Genomic DNA, 17,737 nt, shown 5'->3' on the forward strand with positions numbered 1-17,737 from the left:
GTGTTTCAGTGTATTTGTATTAAATCTTTTTCTATACAGGGTTTAAAACTTTCAGATAACCGGTGCCAATCTGTGATATCTACTCTAAAAGGTAGATCGGATTCCATAAACTCTTCTTTTAAATTTATCAGCAATTCCGGACTCACCTTTTTGTCGCACTTTAGTACTATATCTAAATCTGAATACTGTCTATTTTGGTTTTTCGTTCGCGAGCCAAATACATAAACCTGAACATTATCGGGCAATGATTGTTGAATAATTTGCTCAATGATTTGTTTTTCAGCCGCTGTGATGTTAATCATTTTTTTGCACCAATCGTTCATATAATTTGTTTGCATGTTGATAAAAGTCATGGGTAATTTCATACACTTCCGCTGCGGTTTTCTCTTCGTATGTGTGAGAAGTTTGATTGCGTTGAAAATGAAAAATTTTCAGCTAACCAACGGCGAGTTGATTTCCAGCTAAGTTCGTACGTAAATTCAAAATTTTGAATAACGCCTGCTCGAAGTGTTCTAAAAAGTGGTGTAGATATATTGGTTTTATGTTCTTCGGCATATTGATTTGTTACATCTATAGATTCTTTTAGTGAATCAAGAGCCGATTTAAGCGGTGTAAAGTCAAGCATTAAGAATTATCTTCTATGGGTTAGAGCTAGTGTTTAATTATAACTTAACCGTTGATTTTAACCAATTAACGTGTTGTTAGTTCTGCGACGGGCTATATGGTGTGTGGGTCGTTTTTAGGGCGACAATTTGAGCTTCGAGCTTTAAGCCGCGAGCTACGAGCCGTGTAGGTCGTCCTTTAGGGCGACAACGTTTATTTCGATATTTGTGTTGCTTGCTTTTGTCGGACTAAAGTCCGACCTACATTGGCTCGAAGCTCGCTGCTCGTAACTCGTCGCTAAAATGTCGGGCTGAAGCCGCGACCTACATTGTAGCTACAAGTTTTAAGTTTTAAGTTTTAAGTTTTAAGTTTTAAGTTTCAAGTTTCAAGTTTTAAGTTTTAAGTTTTAAGTTTTAAGAAATTAGGTTCGAGTGAGGCTTGATACTCAGTTTATCTAAGCAGACTTTCGCAGCATGGATGCTGCGCTAAAGCTATAGGGATATATTTACGCGTGTCTGCGTGATAAATGAATATTAAGGTGAGCGGGATTTGAATTGTGGGTTTTAAGTTGTGGGCATTGATGTTTGTCGGGAGATTTGTCGGGCTAAAGCCGCGACCTACATTTAACTGTGAAATTAAATGGTTGTTCTATTTTTTGTCACCCTAAAGGGACGACCTACATTGTACAGCCAATACGTGCTTAGATATTTTGTAAGATGCATTTTTGTCGGGCTGAAGCCGCGACCTACATTAAATGGTGCCCAGAGGCGGAATCGAACCACCGACACGGGGATTTTCAATCCCCTGCTCTACCGACTGAGCTATCTGGGCTAACTTGAAGGAAAGTTAAATGGTGCCGGCTGCCGGAGTCGAACTGGCGACCTACTGATTACAAGTCAGTTGCTCTACCAACTGAGCTAAGCCGGCACACTAAAACTTTCTTAAATTGCGGTAATTGTTTTTTTCGGGCTAAAGCCGTGATTTACAATTACGTATGCTTGCTAGTTAACTAGTTTGCATTTTGTCGCCCTAAAGGGACGACCTACATTGTACATTTAATATGTGCTTACATATCTTGTGTAACATGCATTTTTGTCGGGCTAAAGCCGCGACCTACATTTAACTGTGAAGTTAAATGGTTATTCCATTTTTGTCGCCCTAAAGGGACGACCTACATTGTACATTTAATATGTGTTTACATATCTTATGTAAGATGCATTTGTCGGGCTAAAGCCGCGACCTACATTTAACTGTGAAGCTAAATGGTTATTCCTTGTTTTGTCGCCCTAAAGGGACGACCTACACAGCTCGAAGCTCGTAACTCGAAGCTTGTATCCTACATTAAATGGTGCCCAGAGGCGGAATCGAACCACCGACACGGGGATTTTCAATCCCCTGCTCTACCGACTGAGCTATCTGGGCTTTACACTTTAAGCGCTGCAGTTATCCTTCTGCTGCGGGCGTGTATTAAACGGATTTTGGGGGTCTAAGTCAACTAATTTATAAGAAAAATCTGTTTAATTATCGATTATTTTTCTGTTTGATTATTCTCTGTTCAATTTCACCATGTATAGCCTATATTTATACCATAATGTCTTGGTAATCCCGGTGTGCCGATTACCGCGAGTTGGCCGGTTGATGTCGGTGAAGCAAAATTGTGAATGTAATATTGTTTATCAAATAGATTGTCTATCCATATTTCTGCAAACCATTTTTCATTTGTACTGCGATATTTAACTTTGGCATTGGTTAGGTGATAGGCAGGTATTGCGGATGCTTCTAAGTTTTCAGGCTCTTGATAGGTTTTACCTTTATATCGGTATTCAATATGAGTACTCACTCGCCCTGCTTGTATTAAGTTTAGGTACCAGCTTAGCTGTACTGCATAGCTATTTTTAGGCGCGTTGCGCAGTCGATTACCCGCCAGTGAGTTGCCCGCATTTTCATATTCTTTATATTCTGCATCTAAGTATGCCAAGTATCCGCTCAGTTCAACTTGCTGATTTTTTTGTTGTAAAATTGCGGGTTTAAATATCCAGTCTAGCTCTAGTCCTTTGCTTTGTGCTTTGGCTGCGTTCACAATTATAATTGGCGCTATGGTTGTTTGCGCATCTTGTTGGCGCAGTACTTGTAAGTTTTTGTATTCGGTTAAAAAGGCGGTGGCATTTAGCCGTAATTGATTTTCAAACCAATCAGAACGTACGCCCATTTCATAGTTATCTGCTGTTTCCGGAAAAAACGGTTTTTCTGCTGCCGCCTTGCTCGGTGAGGTGCCTTGAAAACCACCACTTTTAAAGCCTTGTGCATAACGCACGTAGCTATATAGCTTATCTTGCCATTGGCTTTCTAGCATAGTTTCCCATGAGTGGTTATTAAAACCTTTTTCGGCGCTGGCTTGATAGGGTTCAAATACAATTAGGCCGTCTGCCTGTGGTGCGTGTTGAGTGGCTTGCTTTTGTTCGTAACTGATACGCAACCCGGTTGTCCATGTGTGCGTATCGTTTAGCTGATAATTTATTTGCCCGTATGCGGCGTAACTGTTTGTTTCTACAACTTGTTCGGCTTGTGAGATCAGTTGTAAACGTGTACCCGGCGGTACGGGCTGTTGTGGCGTTGACAGAATTAAATAGCCCATGTCGGATATAAAGCTTTCGTTTCGCTTGGTATCCGCATTTAAATAATATAAGCCGGATAACCAGTTGAGCTTACCCTGTAAAAGTGGCTCGCCAGACAATCTAAGTTCTTGGCTGAATTGTGTGGCTTGCTCGTTTATTTGGTTATTTACATCTAATAATTCAGTATATTGAATATCGGTTGATGAAACTTTGTCTTGCACATTGGCATCTATATCGCGATACGCAGTAATCGATGTGAGTTCTGCCCAGTTTAATTGCGTGTCATAGCTTAAACTTAACGATTGTAACGTGCGTTTTTGCCAGCCAGGCGCTGAGGAGAAATTGCGGTAAAAGTCATTGGCTTTTTCACCTTGCGATAATTTTATCAGTTGCCCAATTGAACCACCTAAAGGCCGGTGCCCTATGCTATTTTGTGCTTCGTCGTAATAGTCAAATGCGAGATTTAATTGGTGCTCACCGGTTTGATAGGTAAGTTGTAAATTCGCCGCTTGGTTGTCGACATCTGAAAACTGTACAGCGTCTTCTACCCCCTTTACGTATCCGTCTCGTTTATGAATACTGACTGTTGAGCGACTTGCCAAGTTTTTATTTAAAGAGGTGTTTAATAGTGCGTTGAGTTGACGATGTTGTAAATTGCCAACCCCTGCGGTAATTTTCGCTTCTTCATCTTGGCTGGGTTTATTGCGTATAAAATGAATAACGCCTCCCACACCGTTTTTGCCGTAAAGCGTACCTTGCGGCCCACGTAATACTTCAATGCGCTGCATATCAAATGCATTAAATTGAACGCCCGCAGCACGATTGATATATACATCGTCGATAAATATTGCAACTGAGCTATCGCCGCCTGCGCTGTCGTCATTAGAGCCGATCCCGCGTATAAATATTTGTGGTTGCACGCCATTTAAGGTGCCCATCGACATTCCGGGAATGCGGGTTTCAATATCAGATAAATCTTCTACCTGAAACTGATTTAGTTTTTCTGCATTAAGCGCCGACACGGCCAGTGGCGTGGTTTGTATATTTTGTAGTTTACGCTGTGCGGTAACTTGTATTGTTTCAATTTCTTGTGCTTGCGTGGTGGTCACGTACCCGCTTAATAAGAAACCAACTGCAACAACCCCCAAGTACTCTGCCTTCATTATTTCTTCCGGTAACTTTATTAATTGATTAATAACAGTTTAATAGAGGAAATAGATTTTGCGAGCAAAATCAGCGCTGAGGTACGCTTTCGCTACTCGAGCGCTGATTGTAATGCACAAAGGCGGTTCTTTCACTGGCTATTTAACTTCTTCTCCCGCAGCTTGACGATCAGCGTGGTAGCTGGAACGTACCATGGGTCCGCAAGCGGCATGCGTAAAACCTAAGTCTTGTGCTATCGCGTCTAATTCGTCAAATTCTTTTGGATGCACATAACGTTTAACGGGTAAATGGTGTTTTGAGGGTTGCAAATATTGACCGAGTGTTAACATATCAACATTGTGTGCGCGTAAGTCTTTTAATACTTCAACGATTTCTTCGTTGGTTTCGCCCATGCCCATCATTAAACCCGATTTGGTTGCCACGTTCGGGTTGTCTTCTTTAAAACGGCGCAATAATTCTAGTGACCATTTGTAGTCTGCTCCTGGGCGCGCCATTTTGTATAACCGTGGTGCGGTTTCTAAGTTGTGGTTAAAGACATCGGGTGGGCTGGTGTTCAGTATTTTTAGTGCGACGTCCATGCGGCCACGAAAATCAGGGACCAATACTTCTATTTTGATTTCTGGGCTGTATTTGCGAATGGCATCGATACAGTCGACAAAGTGTTGCGCGCCGCCGTCTCTTAAATCGTCTCTGTCAACGGATGTAATCACAACGTATTTTAAGCCCATTTCTGCAATGGTTTTCCCCAGCTTTTCGGGTTCGTTGGCATCGGGTGCCAACGGGCGGCCATGTGCTACATCACAAAATGGACAGCGTCTTGTACAAATATCGCCCAAGATCATAAATGTTGCCGTGCCATGGTTGAAACATTCCGCCAAGTTTGGACATGAGGCTTCTTCACACACTGAGTGTAAATTGTTTTTACGCATGGTTTTTTTGATGTGTTCTATTTTTTCTGTGCTGGGTGGTAGTTTGATTTTGATCCACTCTGGTTTACGCAGCATTTCAGATTTTTCGGTTGGTAACACTTTGATCGGGATTAAGCGCATTTTGTCTTCATCGCGCATTTTGACACCGGCTACTGGGCGTGCTGGTTTATTCATTGTCGAACCCTATTTTTTCTTCAATTTGCTGGTAGCCTAGTTGGGCTATCAGCTCACGACCTAACAATTGGCTGGCTTGTGTCACTGTTTGTGGCCCGCCGAGTAAGCTACTTTGGGTCATTTTTAACCCTTGGTAGCCGCAGGGATTTATGCGCTGAAATGGCGCTAAATCCATATTGATATTCAGTGCTAATCCGTGAAATGAGCATCCTCTGCGAATTCTAAGTCCGAGTGATGCTATTTTTTCTTCGTTGACGTATACGCCGGGGGCGTCTTTCTTGGGGTATGCGTCTATTTTAAATTGTTTTAGTATGTTGGCGATGCTGTTTTCCAGTATGCTAACCAGTTGACGCACGCCCATATTTTTTCGTCGAATATCAATAAGTGTATACCCGACTAATTGTCCTGGCCCATGGTAGGTAACCTGCCCACCTCGGTCTGCTTTTACAACGGGTATTTCGCCTGGCATCAGCAGGTGTTCAGCTTTACCCGCTTGCCCTTGAGTAAATACAGGGTTGTGCTCGACCCACCAGATTTCATCGAGATCTTGTGGTGTACGAGTTTGTGTATAATCCTGCATTTTTTGCCAGATTGGCAGGTAATCGCGCAAGCCCAATTGACGGATAATCAGTTTGTCCAACTTACATCACCATACGTACGGTATCAATTTTTGCCAGTTCTTGGTAAAGCGTTTCGAGCTGTGTTTTACTGGTTGCCGTGATGGATATGGTGACTGATTGAAAGTTACCTTTACCACTGGGTTTGCTTGTTGGGCGATAGTCACCCGGCGCATGTTTTTGTACCACTGCGACTACTTTTTCAATTAATTTGTCATCTGCTTGTCCCAGTACTTTGAATGGGAACTGGCAGGGAAATTCTAAATATTCGTCAAATTTTGTTTTCATTTAATTCAATTCTAATTGTACTCGAAGCTGTAAATTTGTACCTGCATTGTCGGACTAAAGCCGCGACCTACATTGGCTCATAACTCGCCGCTAATATGTAGGTCGTCCCTTTAGGGCGACAATTTTAATTCAACAATCGCGCATATTGCGAGATTTGTCGGCGTAAACACCGACCTACATGGCGACGTTTTTTATTCGATTTTTGTGCATCCTGCTTTGTCGGACTAAAGTCCGACCTACATTGGCTCGAAGCTCGCCGCTAATATGTAGGTCGTCCCTTTAGGGCGACGTTTTTTATTCGATATTTGTGCGTCCTGCTTTGTCGGACTAAAGCCGCGACCTACATTTCTTGCGACTTTCAACTTTTATCTTGCAACTTGTAGCTCGAAACACGTAACTCGCCGCTAATATGTAGGTCGTCCCTTTAGGGCGACATTTTCAATTCGATTTTTGCGCTTCCTGCTTTGTCGGACTAAAGTCCGACCTACATTTCTTGCAACTTGTAACTTGTAGCTCGAAACTCGCTGCTACAATGTCGGGCTAAAGCCGCGACCTACATTGGCTCGTAGCTCGTCGCGACCTACACTATCTACTTTTTATAAAAATTGCACATCAAGATTTTAAATAGGTAATATAAACCAATTTATCTAAGTTGCATTTTTATATAGTCGATAGCGCGCGACATTAAACCACCTTCATTCACACTTTCCAACGCAACAAGTGGATATTCAGCGATGTCTTCACCTTCTAATTGTAAAAATAATTTGCCAACTACGGTGCCTTTTTTAAGCGGTGCTATCAGCTCTTCGTCTAACTGAATATTGGCTTTTAGGTTTTTACGCTGGCCACGCGGTACGGTGACTTGTGTACTCTGCGTTATGCCCAATTTAACGGTTTCTTTATCGCCCATCCAAATAGGTTGATCGGCAAACTTGCTACCTGCATCATATGGTGTGATGGTTTCAAAAAAGCGAAAACCATAGTTCAAAAGCTTTTTGTTTTCTTCTTTACGTGATCGCTCAGAATCAGCGCCCATCACAACTGAGATTAAACGCATTTCACCTTTTGTTGCTGAAGTCACTAAACTGTAGCCTGCTTCTTCAGTATGACCGGTTTTAATGCCATCTACATCCAAACTTTTATCCCACAGTAAGCTATTACGGTTGTATTGTTTAATACCGTTGAAAGTAAAAGATTTTTCAGCATAAATGGCATATTCATTTGGTACGTCACGAATTAACGCCGCTGCCAATGTGGCCATGTCTCTGGGCGTGGTAAAGTGGTTTGCAGACGTTAAACCGTGTGTATTTTCAAAGTAAGTGGAACTCATCCCTAGTTTTTCGGCATGTGCGTTCATTAAGCTGACAAAAGCGTCTTCTGTGCCAGCGATGTGCTCTGCCATCGCAACACAGGCATCATTACCCGATTGCACAATAATACCGCGGTTTAAATCAGCGACTGAGACCTGTTTGCCCACTTCAATAAACATTTTTGAAGATTCTGGGAAGTTTTTCGCCCACGCATTTTCACTAATGGTGACCATATCGGTTTCTTTGATATTGCCGTTCTTAATTTCTAAGCCAATCACGTAACTGGTCATCATTTTTGTCAACGAAGCCGGCGCAAGTTGCATATCTGCGTTTTCCTGCGAAATCACGTGTCCGGTATTAAAATCAATTAATATGTGTCCTTTGGCATTTACCTGAGGTGCACTGGGCGTGATTGCAGCAACATTAAACTGTACCAAAACAAAACTCATACAGAGCAAAGTAAGTGTTCTTTTTATCAATTTCATAATCATTCTTATATGGGTTGCTGGTTAATGGGAAAATTGCACGGCGAAGTATACCATTATTGGCTTACCGCATGACAGGGCGTATGTTACTAAAGTGGCGCGCTTGTTGATAGCCACTGCGTAACAAATCGGCAATTAATGCATCTGCCTGATCCTGTTTGTCCATCGGACCTGCGATCAGGTGAAAAATTCCGCTGTTTTCAACTATTTTTGTTGGAATTTGAAAGAGTGCCGCAACCGCTGCCGATTTATCTTTCAATGTTGATTTTTCCTGATCTTGTGCAACTTCAATATAAAATCCGGGCGCTGAGTGCAAAGCTTCTATTTTCACTTTTGCGGTGCCAGTTGCGGTAATACCGAGTTTATAGGCCGCTGCGTAAGATAAATCGATAATTCGGCCTTCGTGAAAAGGGCCTCTGTCATTTACCCTTACCACCGCTTTTTTTCCATTGCTTAAATTGGTCACACGTACATAAGTTGGCAGTGGTAGCGTTTTGTGCGCCGCGCTCATTGAGTACATGTCGTAAATTTCGCCATTTGAGGTTAAATGGCCGTGAAATTTTTGCCCGTACCATGAGGCAATCCCTTCTTCAGAAAATCCTTCGGCGTTGGTAAGCACCCGATAATCTTGTCCCAGTACGTTGTAATTTTTATTGCCGCCGCGGCTGGGCTGTTCGTAGATTGGGGTTGGGTCTATCAGTTCGTGCGCTTCTGGCAATCTTGCCGGCGCGATGTCTTGCGACAAACTGTAGCGCCCTTCATTTGGCGATTTTTGTGTACTGCTACACGCAGTTAAACCTATTGTGCTGCAAAAAGCTGTGAAATAAAAAACGATTAATTTTTTCATTAATTATCTCGCAAAAATCTTCTGTGAGTGCTTATCGCCATTAGTATGCCAAAACCGGCCATTAAGGTCACCATGGATGTACCGCCATAACTAACCAGTGGCAGCGGAACACCAACAACCGGTAATAATCCGGAAACCATCCCGATATTGACAAATACATAAACAAAAAAGGTTAAGGTGATGCTACCGGCTAATAATTTGGTAAAGGCATCTGGTGCTCGTATCGCGATCACCATGCCACGCGCAATGATATACATGTAAATGGCCAGTAAGATTAATACCCCCACCCAGCCGAACTCTTCGGCGAATACCGAAAAGATAAAATCGGTATGACGCTCGGGTAAAAATTCCAGTTGTGACTGCGTGCCCTTTAACCAGCCTTTACCCCACATGCCACCTGAGCCTATTGCTATTTTGGATTGAATTATATGATAACCCGAACCGAGTGGATCACTTTCTGGGTTTAAAAATGTCAGTACCCGGCGCTTTTGATAGTCGTGCATATAAAAATACCAGATAAGCGGTGCAAGTGCTGAGCCGATGACCGCGAACCCGCCTATCAGCCGCCAGCTTAATCCAGCTAAAAATAGTACGAACAAACCGGAACATGCAATTAGCAGCGAAGTGCCTAAATCAGGTTGTTTGGCAATCAGTAAAGTTGGAAACATTATCAGCGCTAAACCAATCACTGAATAACCGATTGTCGGGGGCAAAGGTTTACGTGCAATAAACCACGCCAGTGTAATGGGCAGTGCTAATTTCATCATTTCTGACGGTTGAATGCGGGTAATGCCGATATCTAACCAACGCTGCGCACCTTTACCAACGACCCCAAAAAACAGTACGGCAAGTAATAGTAAGCAACCTATGATAAACAGTGGCGCAGCCCATCTTTGGTAAAAGGTGGGTGGAATTTGCGCAACCGCAAACATCACCACTAAGGCTACGCCAAGCCGTGTGCCCTGACGGACTAATAAATCCATATTCTGACCAGACGCACTATAGATAATAAATAAGCCCATACCGATTAAACATAACAAACCGATTAATAGTGAGGTATCTATATGAATTTTTCGCCAGAAACTGGTTTGATTGCCCACTTGCGCATTCATTGAAAGGTCTCCGGGTATTCTTGAGTAGAATAGTTTTGAGATGGAAATTCTTGTGATGGATATTCTTGAAACGGATAGTTTTGGAAATAATAATCCATCATTGCTCTGGCAACCGGTGCCGCATTTTTACCACCACCACCTGCGTTTTCAATAATCACCGCTACAGAAATACGCGGTTCAGCAACCGGGGCAAAACCAACATATAAGGCGTTGTCGCGGTATTTTTCTTCGATTGCTTCGGCGTCGTACTCTTCGTCCTGTGCAATGGCAATAACTTGCGCGGTACCGGTTTTACCGGCCGCTTCATAGTTCACGCCTTTAAATGCCGCGAAACCTGAACCAGTCGGTTTTTCTACAACCCCTTGCATGGCGGTTTTAATAATTTGCCAGTTGCGTTCGTTTTCTATTTCAACCGGCCGGCGATCTTGCGCTGGAATCGGCAGTTCGCCGGTTTGCGTGCGGGTTGCTTTTAGCAGTTTGGGTTCGTAATATTGCCCTTCATTACCTAACACACTGGTTGCGGTTGCCAGTTGTAGCGGGGTCGCGGTCCAGTAGCCTTGACCGATACCAATTGATACCGTGTCACCTGCATACCATGGCTGACGAAAACGGCCATATTTCCAATCGCGCGATGGCATGGTCGCACTGGTTTCTTCGTGGATATCAATGCCGGTTAGTTCGCCAAAACCAAAGCGAGTCATAAATTCTGATATTTTATCCATCCCTAAGCGCACGGCTAAATCGTAATAATACACATCACAAGATTCTTCAATCGCGCGATATATATCCACCCAGCCATGGCCCCAACTTTTCCAGTCGCGGTATTTATGTTCTATGTCTTTTATCTGGTAGTAACCCGGATCCCAAATTCTGGTTTTGGTGGTGATCAGTTTTTCATCTAAGCCTAATAAACCGATATGCGGTTTTATTGTTGATGCCGGCGGATAACGCCCTTGTGTAGCGCGGTTTATCAGCGGGCGACTGCGGTTGTTTAGTAAGGCTTTATAATTTTTGCTGCTGATACCATGTACAAATAAGTTGGGATCGTAACTTGGATTACTGTAAAGCGCTAATATACCGTTATTTTTTGCATCTAACACAACCACTGCACCGCGCCGTTCGCCCAGTTGATCGCGCGCCAGTTTTTGCATTTCGATATCTAGATTCAGCACCAAATCTTGCCCCGGCACGGGTGGCTGTTCTGATAATGTGCGGATTGGACGCCCGCGGTTGTTGACTTCTACTTCCTGATATCCAACCTGACCATGTAGTAAATCTTCGTAATAACGTTCTATACCCAGTTTGCCAATGTCAAATGTCCCTTCGTAATTAGCCTTTTTGCCTACCATTTCTAGCGTGTCTGCATCACGCCGGTTTATTTTTGCGACATAGCCCAATGCATGCGTGGTTAGTTCTCCGTATGGGTAGTGTCTTTTTAATCGTGCTTCTAAATACGCGCCCGGCATTTTGTGTTGATTAACCGCAATAATGGCAGCTTCTTCTTCGGTTAATCTGGATTCAACAACAACCGGTTTGAACTTGCGTCTTTGCTGTTTAACCTGACGACGAAAGTCTTCTATTACCTCGTCTTCTAATGCGATTAGTTGTTGTATTTGCAATAGTAATTCATCCAGATCTTGCACTTCTTCCGGAATAATTTCTAAGCTGTAAAATGAGGTATTTTCGGCCAATATCCGGCCAAAGCGATCATAAATGAGTCCGCGGTTAGGCGGGATTGGCAATACTTTAATGCGATTACCGTCTGCGCGCGTTTGGTAATCCTGATGTTTATCAACTTGCAACGTGCGCATATTTAACGCCAGGATAATACAGGCAAGCACCACACAGACTAAACCGACAATTGCACGGCGCGCAAATAAATTGGCTTCAGCTAAATGATCACGAATTGCGACTCGGCGACGCCAGTTCAGCATTTAAGCTATTCCCTGTGATACGGGTGATTTTGATTGACACTCCACCCACGATATAAACTTTCTGCCACGATCACGCGTACCATTGGATGCGGTAAAGTGAGTGCAGACAATGACCATTTTTGTTCTGAGGCTTTTATGCAAGCTGGCGCTAAACCTTCTGGCCCGCCAACCAGTAAACTGACATCTCGGCCGTCTAATTGCCAGGCTTGCATTTGTTTAGCCAGTTGCGGGGTTGTCCAAGCTTTACCTGTCACTTCCAGCGTGACAATGCGGTTGCTTTTACCCACTGCAGCTAACATTAACTCGCCTTCTTTTTCCAGAATACGTTTTATGTCTGCGTTTTTTCCGCGTTTCCCGGCCGGTATTTCAACCAGTTCTAATGCATAATCTCGCGGGAAACGTCGCTGGTATTCGGCAAATCCGGCTTCAACCCAGCCTGGCATTTTTTGCCCAACGGCTATCAGCTGGATCTTCATTTTTGCCAGAGTTTTTCCAGTTGATACAGGTCTCTTTGTTCTTCAACCATGACATGCAAGATAACGTCACCAAAATCAACCAAGACCCATTCACCAAAGTCTTCTCCTTCCATGCCTAATGGACGAATATCTGCACGCTTGGCTTCTGTTGCAACATGTTTAGCAATTGAACGGACATGTTGTTTTGAATTACCTGAACAAACGAGCATGTATTGGGTGAATGTTGATTTTTCACGCACGTCTAATTCGATTATATCGTGCGCTTTCATATCGTCGGCTTTGTCGGCTACAAACGATTTTAACTCTTCGATTTGCAAAAGGATAAATCTCCTAAATGTATTAAGTTGTTTAATCAGCCTGATACAGGCTGTGTTTCATTATATAGTCATTTACTGCAGTTGGCAGTAAACAGGCACAATTAAGCCCTTTTTTATAACGTTCGCGGATTTTACTTGATGATATCTGCAACATACTGGTATCTGACAGATAAATATAACCGTGTCTTTTGGCGGTTAAATCTTGCTGATTCATGGTTTGATGTTGCTGCAAATATTCGTTTATCTGCGGGTTTAACACGCTATTATACCCGCCTCGTCTGGCAACTACCAAATGGCAATAGTCGGTTAACGACTGCCAGTGTGACCAAGTATCCAGTGTCTGTAAAGAATCCATACCAATCATAAAGGCAATTGCATGCTGCGGAAATTCACGGTGCAGTTGCTTAAGTGTTTCTATTGTGTACGAGGGGCTGGTTTTTTCTAATTCCCGTGTATCTAGTTTGAGCCTGCTATCAATGGATAACGTAGTGCGGCACAACTCAGCTCTTTGCTGTGCACTTTCATTTGGGGTCGCTTTGTGTGGCGGAATATAATTGGGCAATAAATATATTTGTGTTGCAGCTATTTGTTCTGCTATTTCAAACGCGCATTGTAAATGCCCGTTGTGAATCGGGTTAAATGTGCCACCAAAATACAAACTGAGCGGGTATTTATTCGGTTTCATTGGCCAGCATTAGTTGATTAAATTTAAATATATCTGGCTGGGCAAAAAACAATGCACAAATATGTGCAATGCGAAAATACGGGTTTGTCAAACCACTTGTTTTATATTCTACTTCAAACTGTGCCAAGGCTTGCTGGATTTCTTCTAACATGTTTAAGTTTAAGCGCTGCAGTGCCATTTTATACAAGTGTTTTCGATTGTCCCATATGCGTAGTTTTTTGCATTGTGCATCAAACTGATTACCCGCTAATGCCAACTGCGCCAAATAATCCACTTCGCGTTGCAACATCCAGGTAATAATAACAGGTTCAAGTTCTTCGCCTTCTAAACGCTGAATGATTTGCACGACTTTTTTGCGGTTGTTCGCCAGTAAATCTTCTGCCAGTTGAAAAACGGTAAATCGTGAATGATCAGAAACCGCTTTTTTGATTTCTTCAACGTCTATTGTTTGATTTGGGTAAATCAGTGCTAAGCGGCTGACTTCTTGTGCAGCACCTGCTAGATTGCCTTCAAATAAATCACATAAAATAGCTTGGGCAGCCGGTGTTACATTCAATTGATGCTGTTGAAATTGTTGTCTGAACCAGTCGGGTAATTTTTGCCGTTCGATTTCATACACTGGTATATACCAGCTGTGATTCTCAATGTTTTTAAACCATTTTGTTTTCGTTTGAGCCGCTTCCATTTTGCCGCCCCAAACCACTAATATATGCTCGTTGTCGGTTATATCGCACCATTCTTTAAAAAATGCGCCACCTTCTTTTCCCGGTTTGGCATTGGGCATTTCGACTTCTATTAGTTTTTTGCTGGCAAACAATGACATGGCCTGCGCTTCGTTGAGTATATTTTGCCAGTTAAAGTCTTCTTCTGTATTAAATCTCAATCTTTCTTCAAACCCTTGCTGTTTGCAAGCCGCACGGATTTGATCCAGCACCGTTTGCTGCTGATAGGGTTCATCACCAAACAGCAAGATCAATGAAGGCAAAGGTTGCGCCAGTTGACGATTAACTTGGTTAAAATAGACGCGCATTATCGATTTTCCGAAGACGCGAGTTGTAGTAAAATTTGCTCTGCTGCGTAGCGTCGCAGTTCTGACAACAAAATTTTCATTTCTTTAGATTTTGCCAATACAGCATCTGGGTCGTCCTGATAATCTCGCACCACCTGCACACTATATTGTTGAGGCTGTGAATGATGTATCAGCACATAGTTTACGGTATAGATCAGCTCGTATTCAGCCACCTGCGCGTTTGGAAAGAGCGATAAAACCGCTCTTTCTAATTCAGCCGAAACTAAATTGAGCTTGGTACAATCAGCATCTTGCGTTAAACGGACATTACTGCGCTGCAACCGTTTGGTCAGTTCTTTACCTAGCAAAGGTGCTGCTTGCGAATCTAAACAAATATTTTGCATTGACAGCGGTACCGCATAACTGCCGCGCAGCTGAAAACCGCAAGCGGTTAGCAGCATCGCGCTCAATGTCACTGTTAAGTACATAACGACTTTTTTTATCAAAGCCTAACCACCTAATTTGCTGATTTGTCTGTTTAGCGCGCTAGTTAGCAACGATGTTCAACAACTTACCCGGTACGTAGATAACTTTACGTACGGTTTTTCCATCGGTAAATTTTGTCACGTTGTCGTCTTGCATCGCTTTGGCTTCAAGCTCTTCTTTGCTGGCATCTGCCGGCACGGTAAATTTGGTTCTTAATTTGCCGTTTACCTGCACAACAATAAGTTTTTCATCTTCAACCAAAGCAGATTTGTCAGCAACTGGCCAGCTGGCTTCTTCTATCGGGGTTTGATTACCCAAGGCGGCCCAAAGTTCATGACAAATATGCGGTGTAATGGGTGATAATAACAATACCACATTGCTCAGTGCTTCATGCACTAGTGCATGGTCTTGCTCTGTTTTTGCGGTAAATTTACCCAGTTTGTTCATAAATTCCATAACCGCAGCAATCGCCGTGTTGAACGTTTGTCGACGACCCACATCATCACTGACTTTTTCAATGGTTTTGTGTAATTCGCGGCGCAGGTTTTTCTGTTCGCTGGTTAATTGCCCCAGATCTAAAGTACCGCCCTGATAACTTTCATTGTGTTCGTATACCGCACGCCACACTCGACGGATAAAGCGGTTTGCGCCTTCTACACCTGAGTCTATCCATTCTAAGGTTTGTTCGGGCGGTGCGGTAAACATCATAAATAAGCGCACGGTATCGGCACCGTATTGGTCGATAACCGTTTGTGGATCGATACCGTTATTTTTTGACTTAGACATTTTGCCCATACCAGCAATTTTTACCGGCTTGCCGTCTTTTTTATAGATGGCTTTTACAATTCTGCCTTTGTCATCGTATTCAGCATCTACATCTGATGGTGCATACCAGGTTTTACCGCCTTTTTCGTCTTCACGATAATAAGTTTCTGCCAGTACCATGCCTTGACATAATAATTGTTTGAACGGTTCGTCTGATTTTACTAAACCTACATCACGTAATAGCTTATGGAAGAATCTGGCATACAAGAGGTGCAAAATAGCGTGTTCGATACCACCTATATATTGGTCAACCGGCAGCCAGTAATTGGCTTCGGTTGGATCTAACATTTTGTCATCGCATTGAGGTGAGCAGTATCTGGCGTAATACCAGCTTGATTCCATAAAGGTATCAAAGGTGTCTGTTTCTCTAAACGCAATTTGTCCCTTGTATTCAGTTTTAGCCCATTCTGGATCGGCTTTAATCGGCGATGTGGTGCCATTCATAACCACATCTTCTGGCAAGATAACCGGTAATTGATCTTCTGGTACTGGAACCGCTTCGCCATCTTCCAAGTTTAACATTGGAATCGGTGCACCCCAATAACGCTGACGTGAAACCCCCCAGTCGCGCAGACGGAAGTTCACTTTAACTGTGCCTTTGCCTAAGCTTTCCAGTTTTTCTGCAATCGCTTTAAAAGCTGCGTCGAAATCTAAACCATCAAACTCACCTGAGTTAACCAAAATCCCTTTTTCGGTAAAGGCTTGTTGTTCTAGATCAATACTGATTTCAGCGTCTTTAGCAGGCTCGATAACTTGTTTGATTGATAAACCGTATTTGTGTGCAAATTCGTAGTCACGCTGATCGTGCGCAGGTACGGACATAACCGCACCTGTGCCATAGTCCATCAACACAAAGTTAGCCGCCCAAACCGCAACTTCTTCACCTGTAATTGGGTGTATTGCGCGCAGCCCTGTATCGACGCCGGCTTTTTCCATTGTCGCTATGTCTGCTTCGGCCGTTTTGGTGTTTTTGCATTTCTGAATAAAATCAGCCAATTCTGGGTTGTCTACTGCCGCTGCAATACACAGTGGATGCTGCGCGGCTAATGCAACGTATGTCACACCCATTAAGGTATCTGGGCGTGTGGTGTAGACGGTAAACTGGTCTGTACCATTGTTTAGTTGAAAGTCTATTTCAACCCCTTCTGAACGGCCAATCCAGTTTTTCTGCATGGCTTTTACTTGATCGGGCCAGTCTTCCAGTTGATCTAAGTCGTCTAATAATTCTTGTGCGTAATCGGTGATTTTAACAAACCACTGTGGTATTTCTTTTTGCTCTACGAGTGCACCTGATCGCCAGCCGCGACCATCGATTACTTGTTCATTGGCTAATACGGTTTGATCGACCGGATCCCAGTTGACCGTCGACATTTTTTTATAAACCAAGCCTTTTTCGTATAACTTGGTGAATAACCATTGTTCCCAACGGTAATATTCTGGTGTGCAAGTGGCGAGTTCACGAGACCAGTCGTAACCAAAACCCAATTGGTTTAACTGTTTTTTCATGTATTCGATGTTTTCGTATGTCCATTTTGCAGGCGCGGTGTTGTTGTTGATTGCCGCGTTTTCAGCCGGTAAACCAAATGAATCCCAACCCATTGGTTGCATTACATTTTTACCCAACATACGCTGGTATCGGCTGATAACATCGCCAATTGTATAGTTACGTACGTGCCCCATATGTAGCTTGCCACTTGGATATGGGAACATGGATAAGCAGTAAAATTTTTCTTTGCTGTCGTCTGCTTTTACTTCAAATACTTTTTTTTCTTGCCAGTATTTTTGGACTTTTTGTTCTATTTCTCGCGGGTTATATTGCTCTTGCATGCAGTTGATCCGAATATTCGCTACTGAAAAAATG

At 43.0% G+C, this 17,737-nt stretch carries 15 protein-coding genes, 3 tRNA genes and 1 pseudogene; all 19 read right to left on the reverse strand.

Going from position 1 to position 17,737, the window contains the following annotated elements:
- Positions 1–5: 5 nt before the first annotated feature.
- On the reverse strand, positions 6–302 hold the full coding sequence (locus tag FNT16_RS02515) for a nucleotidyltransferase family protein (RefSeq protein ID WP_185976667.1): 297 nt from the start codon (positions 300–302) through the stop codon (positions 6–8).
- Positions 295–625, reverse strand: a pseudogene (locus FNT16_RS02525) (nucleotidyltransferase substrate binding protein). Before FNT16_RS02525 ends, FNT16_RS02515 begins: the two are co-directional and overlap by 8 nt.
- 733 nt (positions 626–1,358) lie before the next feature.
- Positions 1,359–1,434: transfer RNA gene (locus FNT16_RS02530), tRNA-Phe, on the reverse strand.
- Between the two features lie 20 nt (positions 1,435–1,454).
- Positions 1,455–1,530, reverse strand: a tRNA-Thr gene (locus tag FNT16_RS02535).
- A 419-nt stretch (positions 1,531–1,949) separates the two neighbouring features.
- A tRNA-Phe gene (locus tag FNT16_RS02540) sits at positions 1,950–2,025 on the reverse strand.
- Between the two features lie 139 nt (positions 2,026–2,164).
- Positions 2,165–4,381, reverse strand: coding sequence for a TonB-dependent receptor (locus FNT16_RS02545; RefSeq protein ID WP_143870082.1), 2,217 nt, complete (start codon positions 4,379–4,381; stop codon positions 2,165–2,167).
- 138 nt (positions 4,382–4,519) lie between these two features.
- Positions 4,520–5,485 (reverse strand): lipoyl synthase, encoded by a 966-nt coding sequence (gene lipA, locus FNT16_RS02550; RefSeq protein ID WP_143870083.1) that lies wholly within the window; start codon positions 5,483–5,485, stop codon positions 4,520–4,522.
- Positions 5,478–6,125: a lipoyl(octanoyl) transferase LipB gene (gene lipB / locus FNT16_RS02555; RefSeq protein ID WP_143870084.1), complete on the reverse strand. Its 648-nt coding sequence runs from the start codon at positions 6,123–6,125 to the stop codon at positions 5,478–5,480. Before lipB ends, lipA begins: the two co-directional genes overlap by 8 nt.
- Before the next feature lies 1 nt (position 6,126).
- Positions 6,127–6,390, reverse strand: a complete 264-nt coding sequence (gene ybeD / locus FNT16_RS02560) for a DUF493 family protein YbeD (RefSeq protein ID WP_143870085.1) — start codon at positions 6,388–6,390, stop codon at positions 6,127–6,129.
- 643 nt (positions 6,391–7,033) lie between these two features.
- Positions 7,034–8,185, reverse strand: a complete 1,152-nt coding sequence (locus FNT16_RS02565) for a serine hydrolase (RefSeq protein WP_143870086.1) — start codon at positions 8,183–8,185, stop codon at positions 7,034–7,036.
- Positions 8,186–8,249: 64 nt separating this feature from the next.
- Positions 8,250–9,032 (reverse strand): septal ring lytic transglycosylase RlpA family protein, encoded by a 783-nt coding sequence (locus tag FNT16_RS02570; RefSeq protein ID WP_143870087.1) that lies wholly within the window; start codon positions 9,030–9,032, stop codon positions 8,250–8,252.
- On the reverse strand, positions 9,032–10,144 hold the full coding sequence (gene rodA / locus FNT16_RS02575) for a rod shape-determining protein RodA (protein ID WP_143870088.1): 1,113 nt from the start codon (positions 10,142–10,144) through the stop codon (positions 9,032–9,034). The genes FNT16_RS02570 and rodA overlap by 1 nt, the downstream gene beginning before the upstream one ends.
- Positions 10,141–12,078, reverse strand: coding sequence for a penicillin-binding protein 2 (gene mrdA, locus FNT16_RS02580; protein WP_143870089.1), 1,938 nt, complete (start codon positions 12,076–12,078; stop codon positions 10,141–10,143). The genes rodA and mrdA overlap by 4 nt, the downstream gene beginning before the upstream one ends.
- Before the next feature lie 5 nt (positions 12,079–12,083).
- Complete coding sequence (rlmH, locus tag FNT16_RS02585; RefSeq protein WP_143870090.1) at positions 12,084–12,554, reverse strand: 23S rRNA (pseudouridine(1915)-N(3))-methyltransferase RlmH; 471 nt, start codon at positions 12,552–12,554, stop codon at positions 12,084–12,086.
- Positions 12,551–12,871, reverse strand: coding sequence for a ribosome silencing factor (gene rsfS / locus FNT16_RS02590; RefSeq protein WP_143870091.1), 321 nt, complete (start codon positions 12,869–12,871; stop codon positions 12,551–12,553). The genes rlmH and rsfS overlap by 4 nt, the downstream gene beginning before the upstream one ends.
- A gap of 31 nt (positions 12,872–12,902) precedes the next feature.
- The gene (gene nadD / locus FNT16_RS02595; protein WP_143870092.1) at positions 12,903–13,556 is read right to left on the reverse strand and encodes a nicotinate-nucleotide adenylyltransferase; all 654 of its coding nucleotides are present in this window, start codon (positions 13,554–13,556) and stop codon (positions 12,903–12,905) included.
- Positions 13,543–14,586 (reverse strand): DNA polymerase III subunit delta, encoded by a 1,044-nt coding sequence (gene holA / locus FNT16_RS02600; RefSeq protein ID WP_143870093.1) that lies wholly within the window; start codon positions 14,584–14,586, stop codon positions 13,543–13,545. Before holA ends, nadD begins: the two co-directional genes overlap by 14 nt.
- Positions 14,586–15,071: an LPS-assembly lipoprotein LptE gene (locus FNT16_RS02605; protein ID WP_246072311.1), complete on the reverse strand. Its 486-nt coding sequence runs from the start codon at positions 15,069–15,071 to the stop codon at positions 14,586–14,588. The genes holA and FNT16_RS02605 overlap by 1 nt, the downstream gene beginning before the upstream one ends.
- A gap of 40 nt (positions 15,072–15,111) precedes the next feature.
- Positions 15,112–17,703 carry a leucine--tRNA ligase gene (gene leuS, locus FNT16_RS02610; protein WP_143870094.1) on the reverse strand — a complete coding sequence of 864 codons (2,592 nt, stop codon included), beginning with the start codon at positions 17,701–17,703 and terminating at the stop codon, positions 15,112–15,114.
- Between the last annotated feature and the right edge of the window lie 34 nt (positions 17,704–17,737).

Origin of the sequence: Catenovulum sediminis (assembly GCF_007289895.1) — a bacterium.
GTDB lineage: Bacteria > Pseudomonadota > Gammaproteobacteria > Enterobacterales > Alteromonadaceae > Catenovulum > Catenovulum sediminis.

Bases quoted from the DNA above. Each gene is read 5' to 3' on its own strand.
- holA (WP_143870093.1), bottom strand. From the start codon at position 14,586: ATGCGCGTCTATTTTAACCAAGTTAATCGTCAACTGGCGCAACCTTTG.
- nadD (WP_143870092.1), bottom strand. From the start codon at position 13,556: ATGAAACCGAATAAATACCCGCTCAGTTTGTATTTTGGTGGCACATTT.
- lipA (WP_143870083.1), bottom strand. From the start codon at position 5,485: ATGAATAAACCAGCACGCCCAGTAGCCGGTGTCAAAATGCGCGATGAA.
- FNT16_RS02545 (WP_143870082.1), bottom strand. From the start codon at position 4,381: ATGAAGGCAGAGTACTTGGGGGTTGTTGCAGTTGGTTTCTTATTAAGC.
- rlmH (WP_143870090.1), bottom strand. From the start codon at position 12,554: ATGAAGATCCAGCTGATAGCCGTTGGGCAAAAAATGCCAGGCTGGGTT.
- FNT16_RS02570 (WP_143870087.1), bottom strand. From the start codon at position 9,032: ATGAAAAAATTAATCGTTTTTTATTTCACAGCTTTTTGCAGCACAATA.
- rodA (WP_143870088.1), bottom strand. From the start codon at position 10,144: ATGAATGCGCAAGTGGGCAATCAAACCAGTTTCTGGCGAAAAATTCAT.
- ybeD (WP_143870085.1), bottom strand. From the start codon at position 6,390: ATGAAAACAAAATTTGACGAATATTTAGAATTTCCCTGCCAGTTCCCA.
- FNT16_RS02565 (WP_143870086.1), bottom strand. From the start codon at position 8,185: ATGAAATTGATAAAAAGAACACTTACTTTGCTCTGTATGAGTTTTGTT.
- leuS (WP_143870094.1), bottom strand. From the start codon at position 17,703: ATGCAAGAGCAATATAACCCGCGAGAAATAGAACAAAAAGTCCAAAAA.
- mrdA (WP_143870089.1), bottom strand. From the start codon at position 12,078: ATGCTGAACTGGCGTCGCCGAGTCGCAATTCGTGATCATTTAGCTGAA.
- FNT16_RS02515 (WP_185976667.1), bottom strand. From the start codon at position 302: ATGATTAACATCACAGCGGCTGAAAAACAAATCATTGAGCAAATTATT.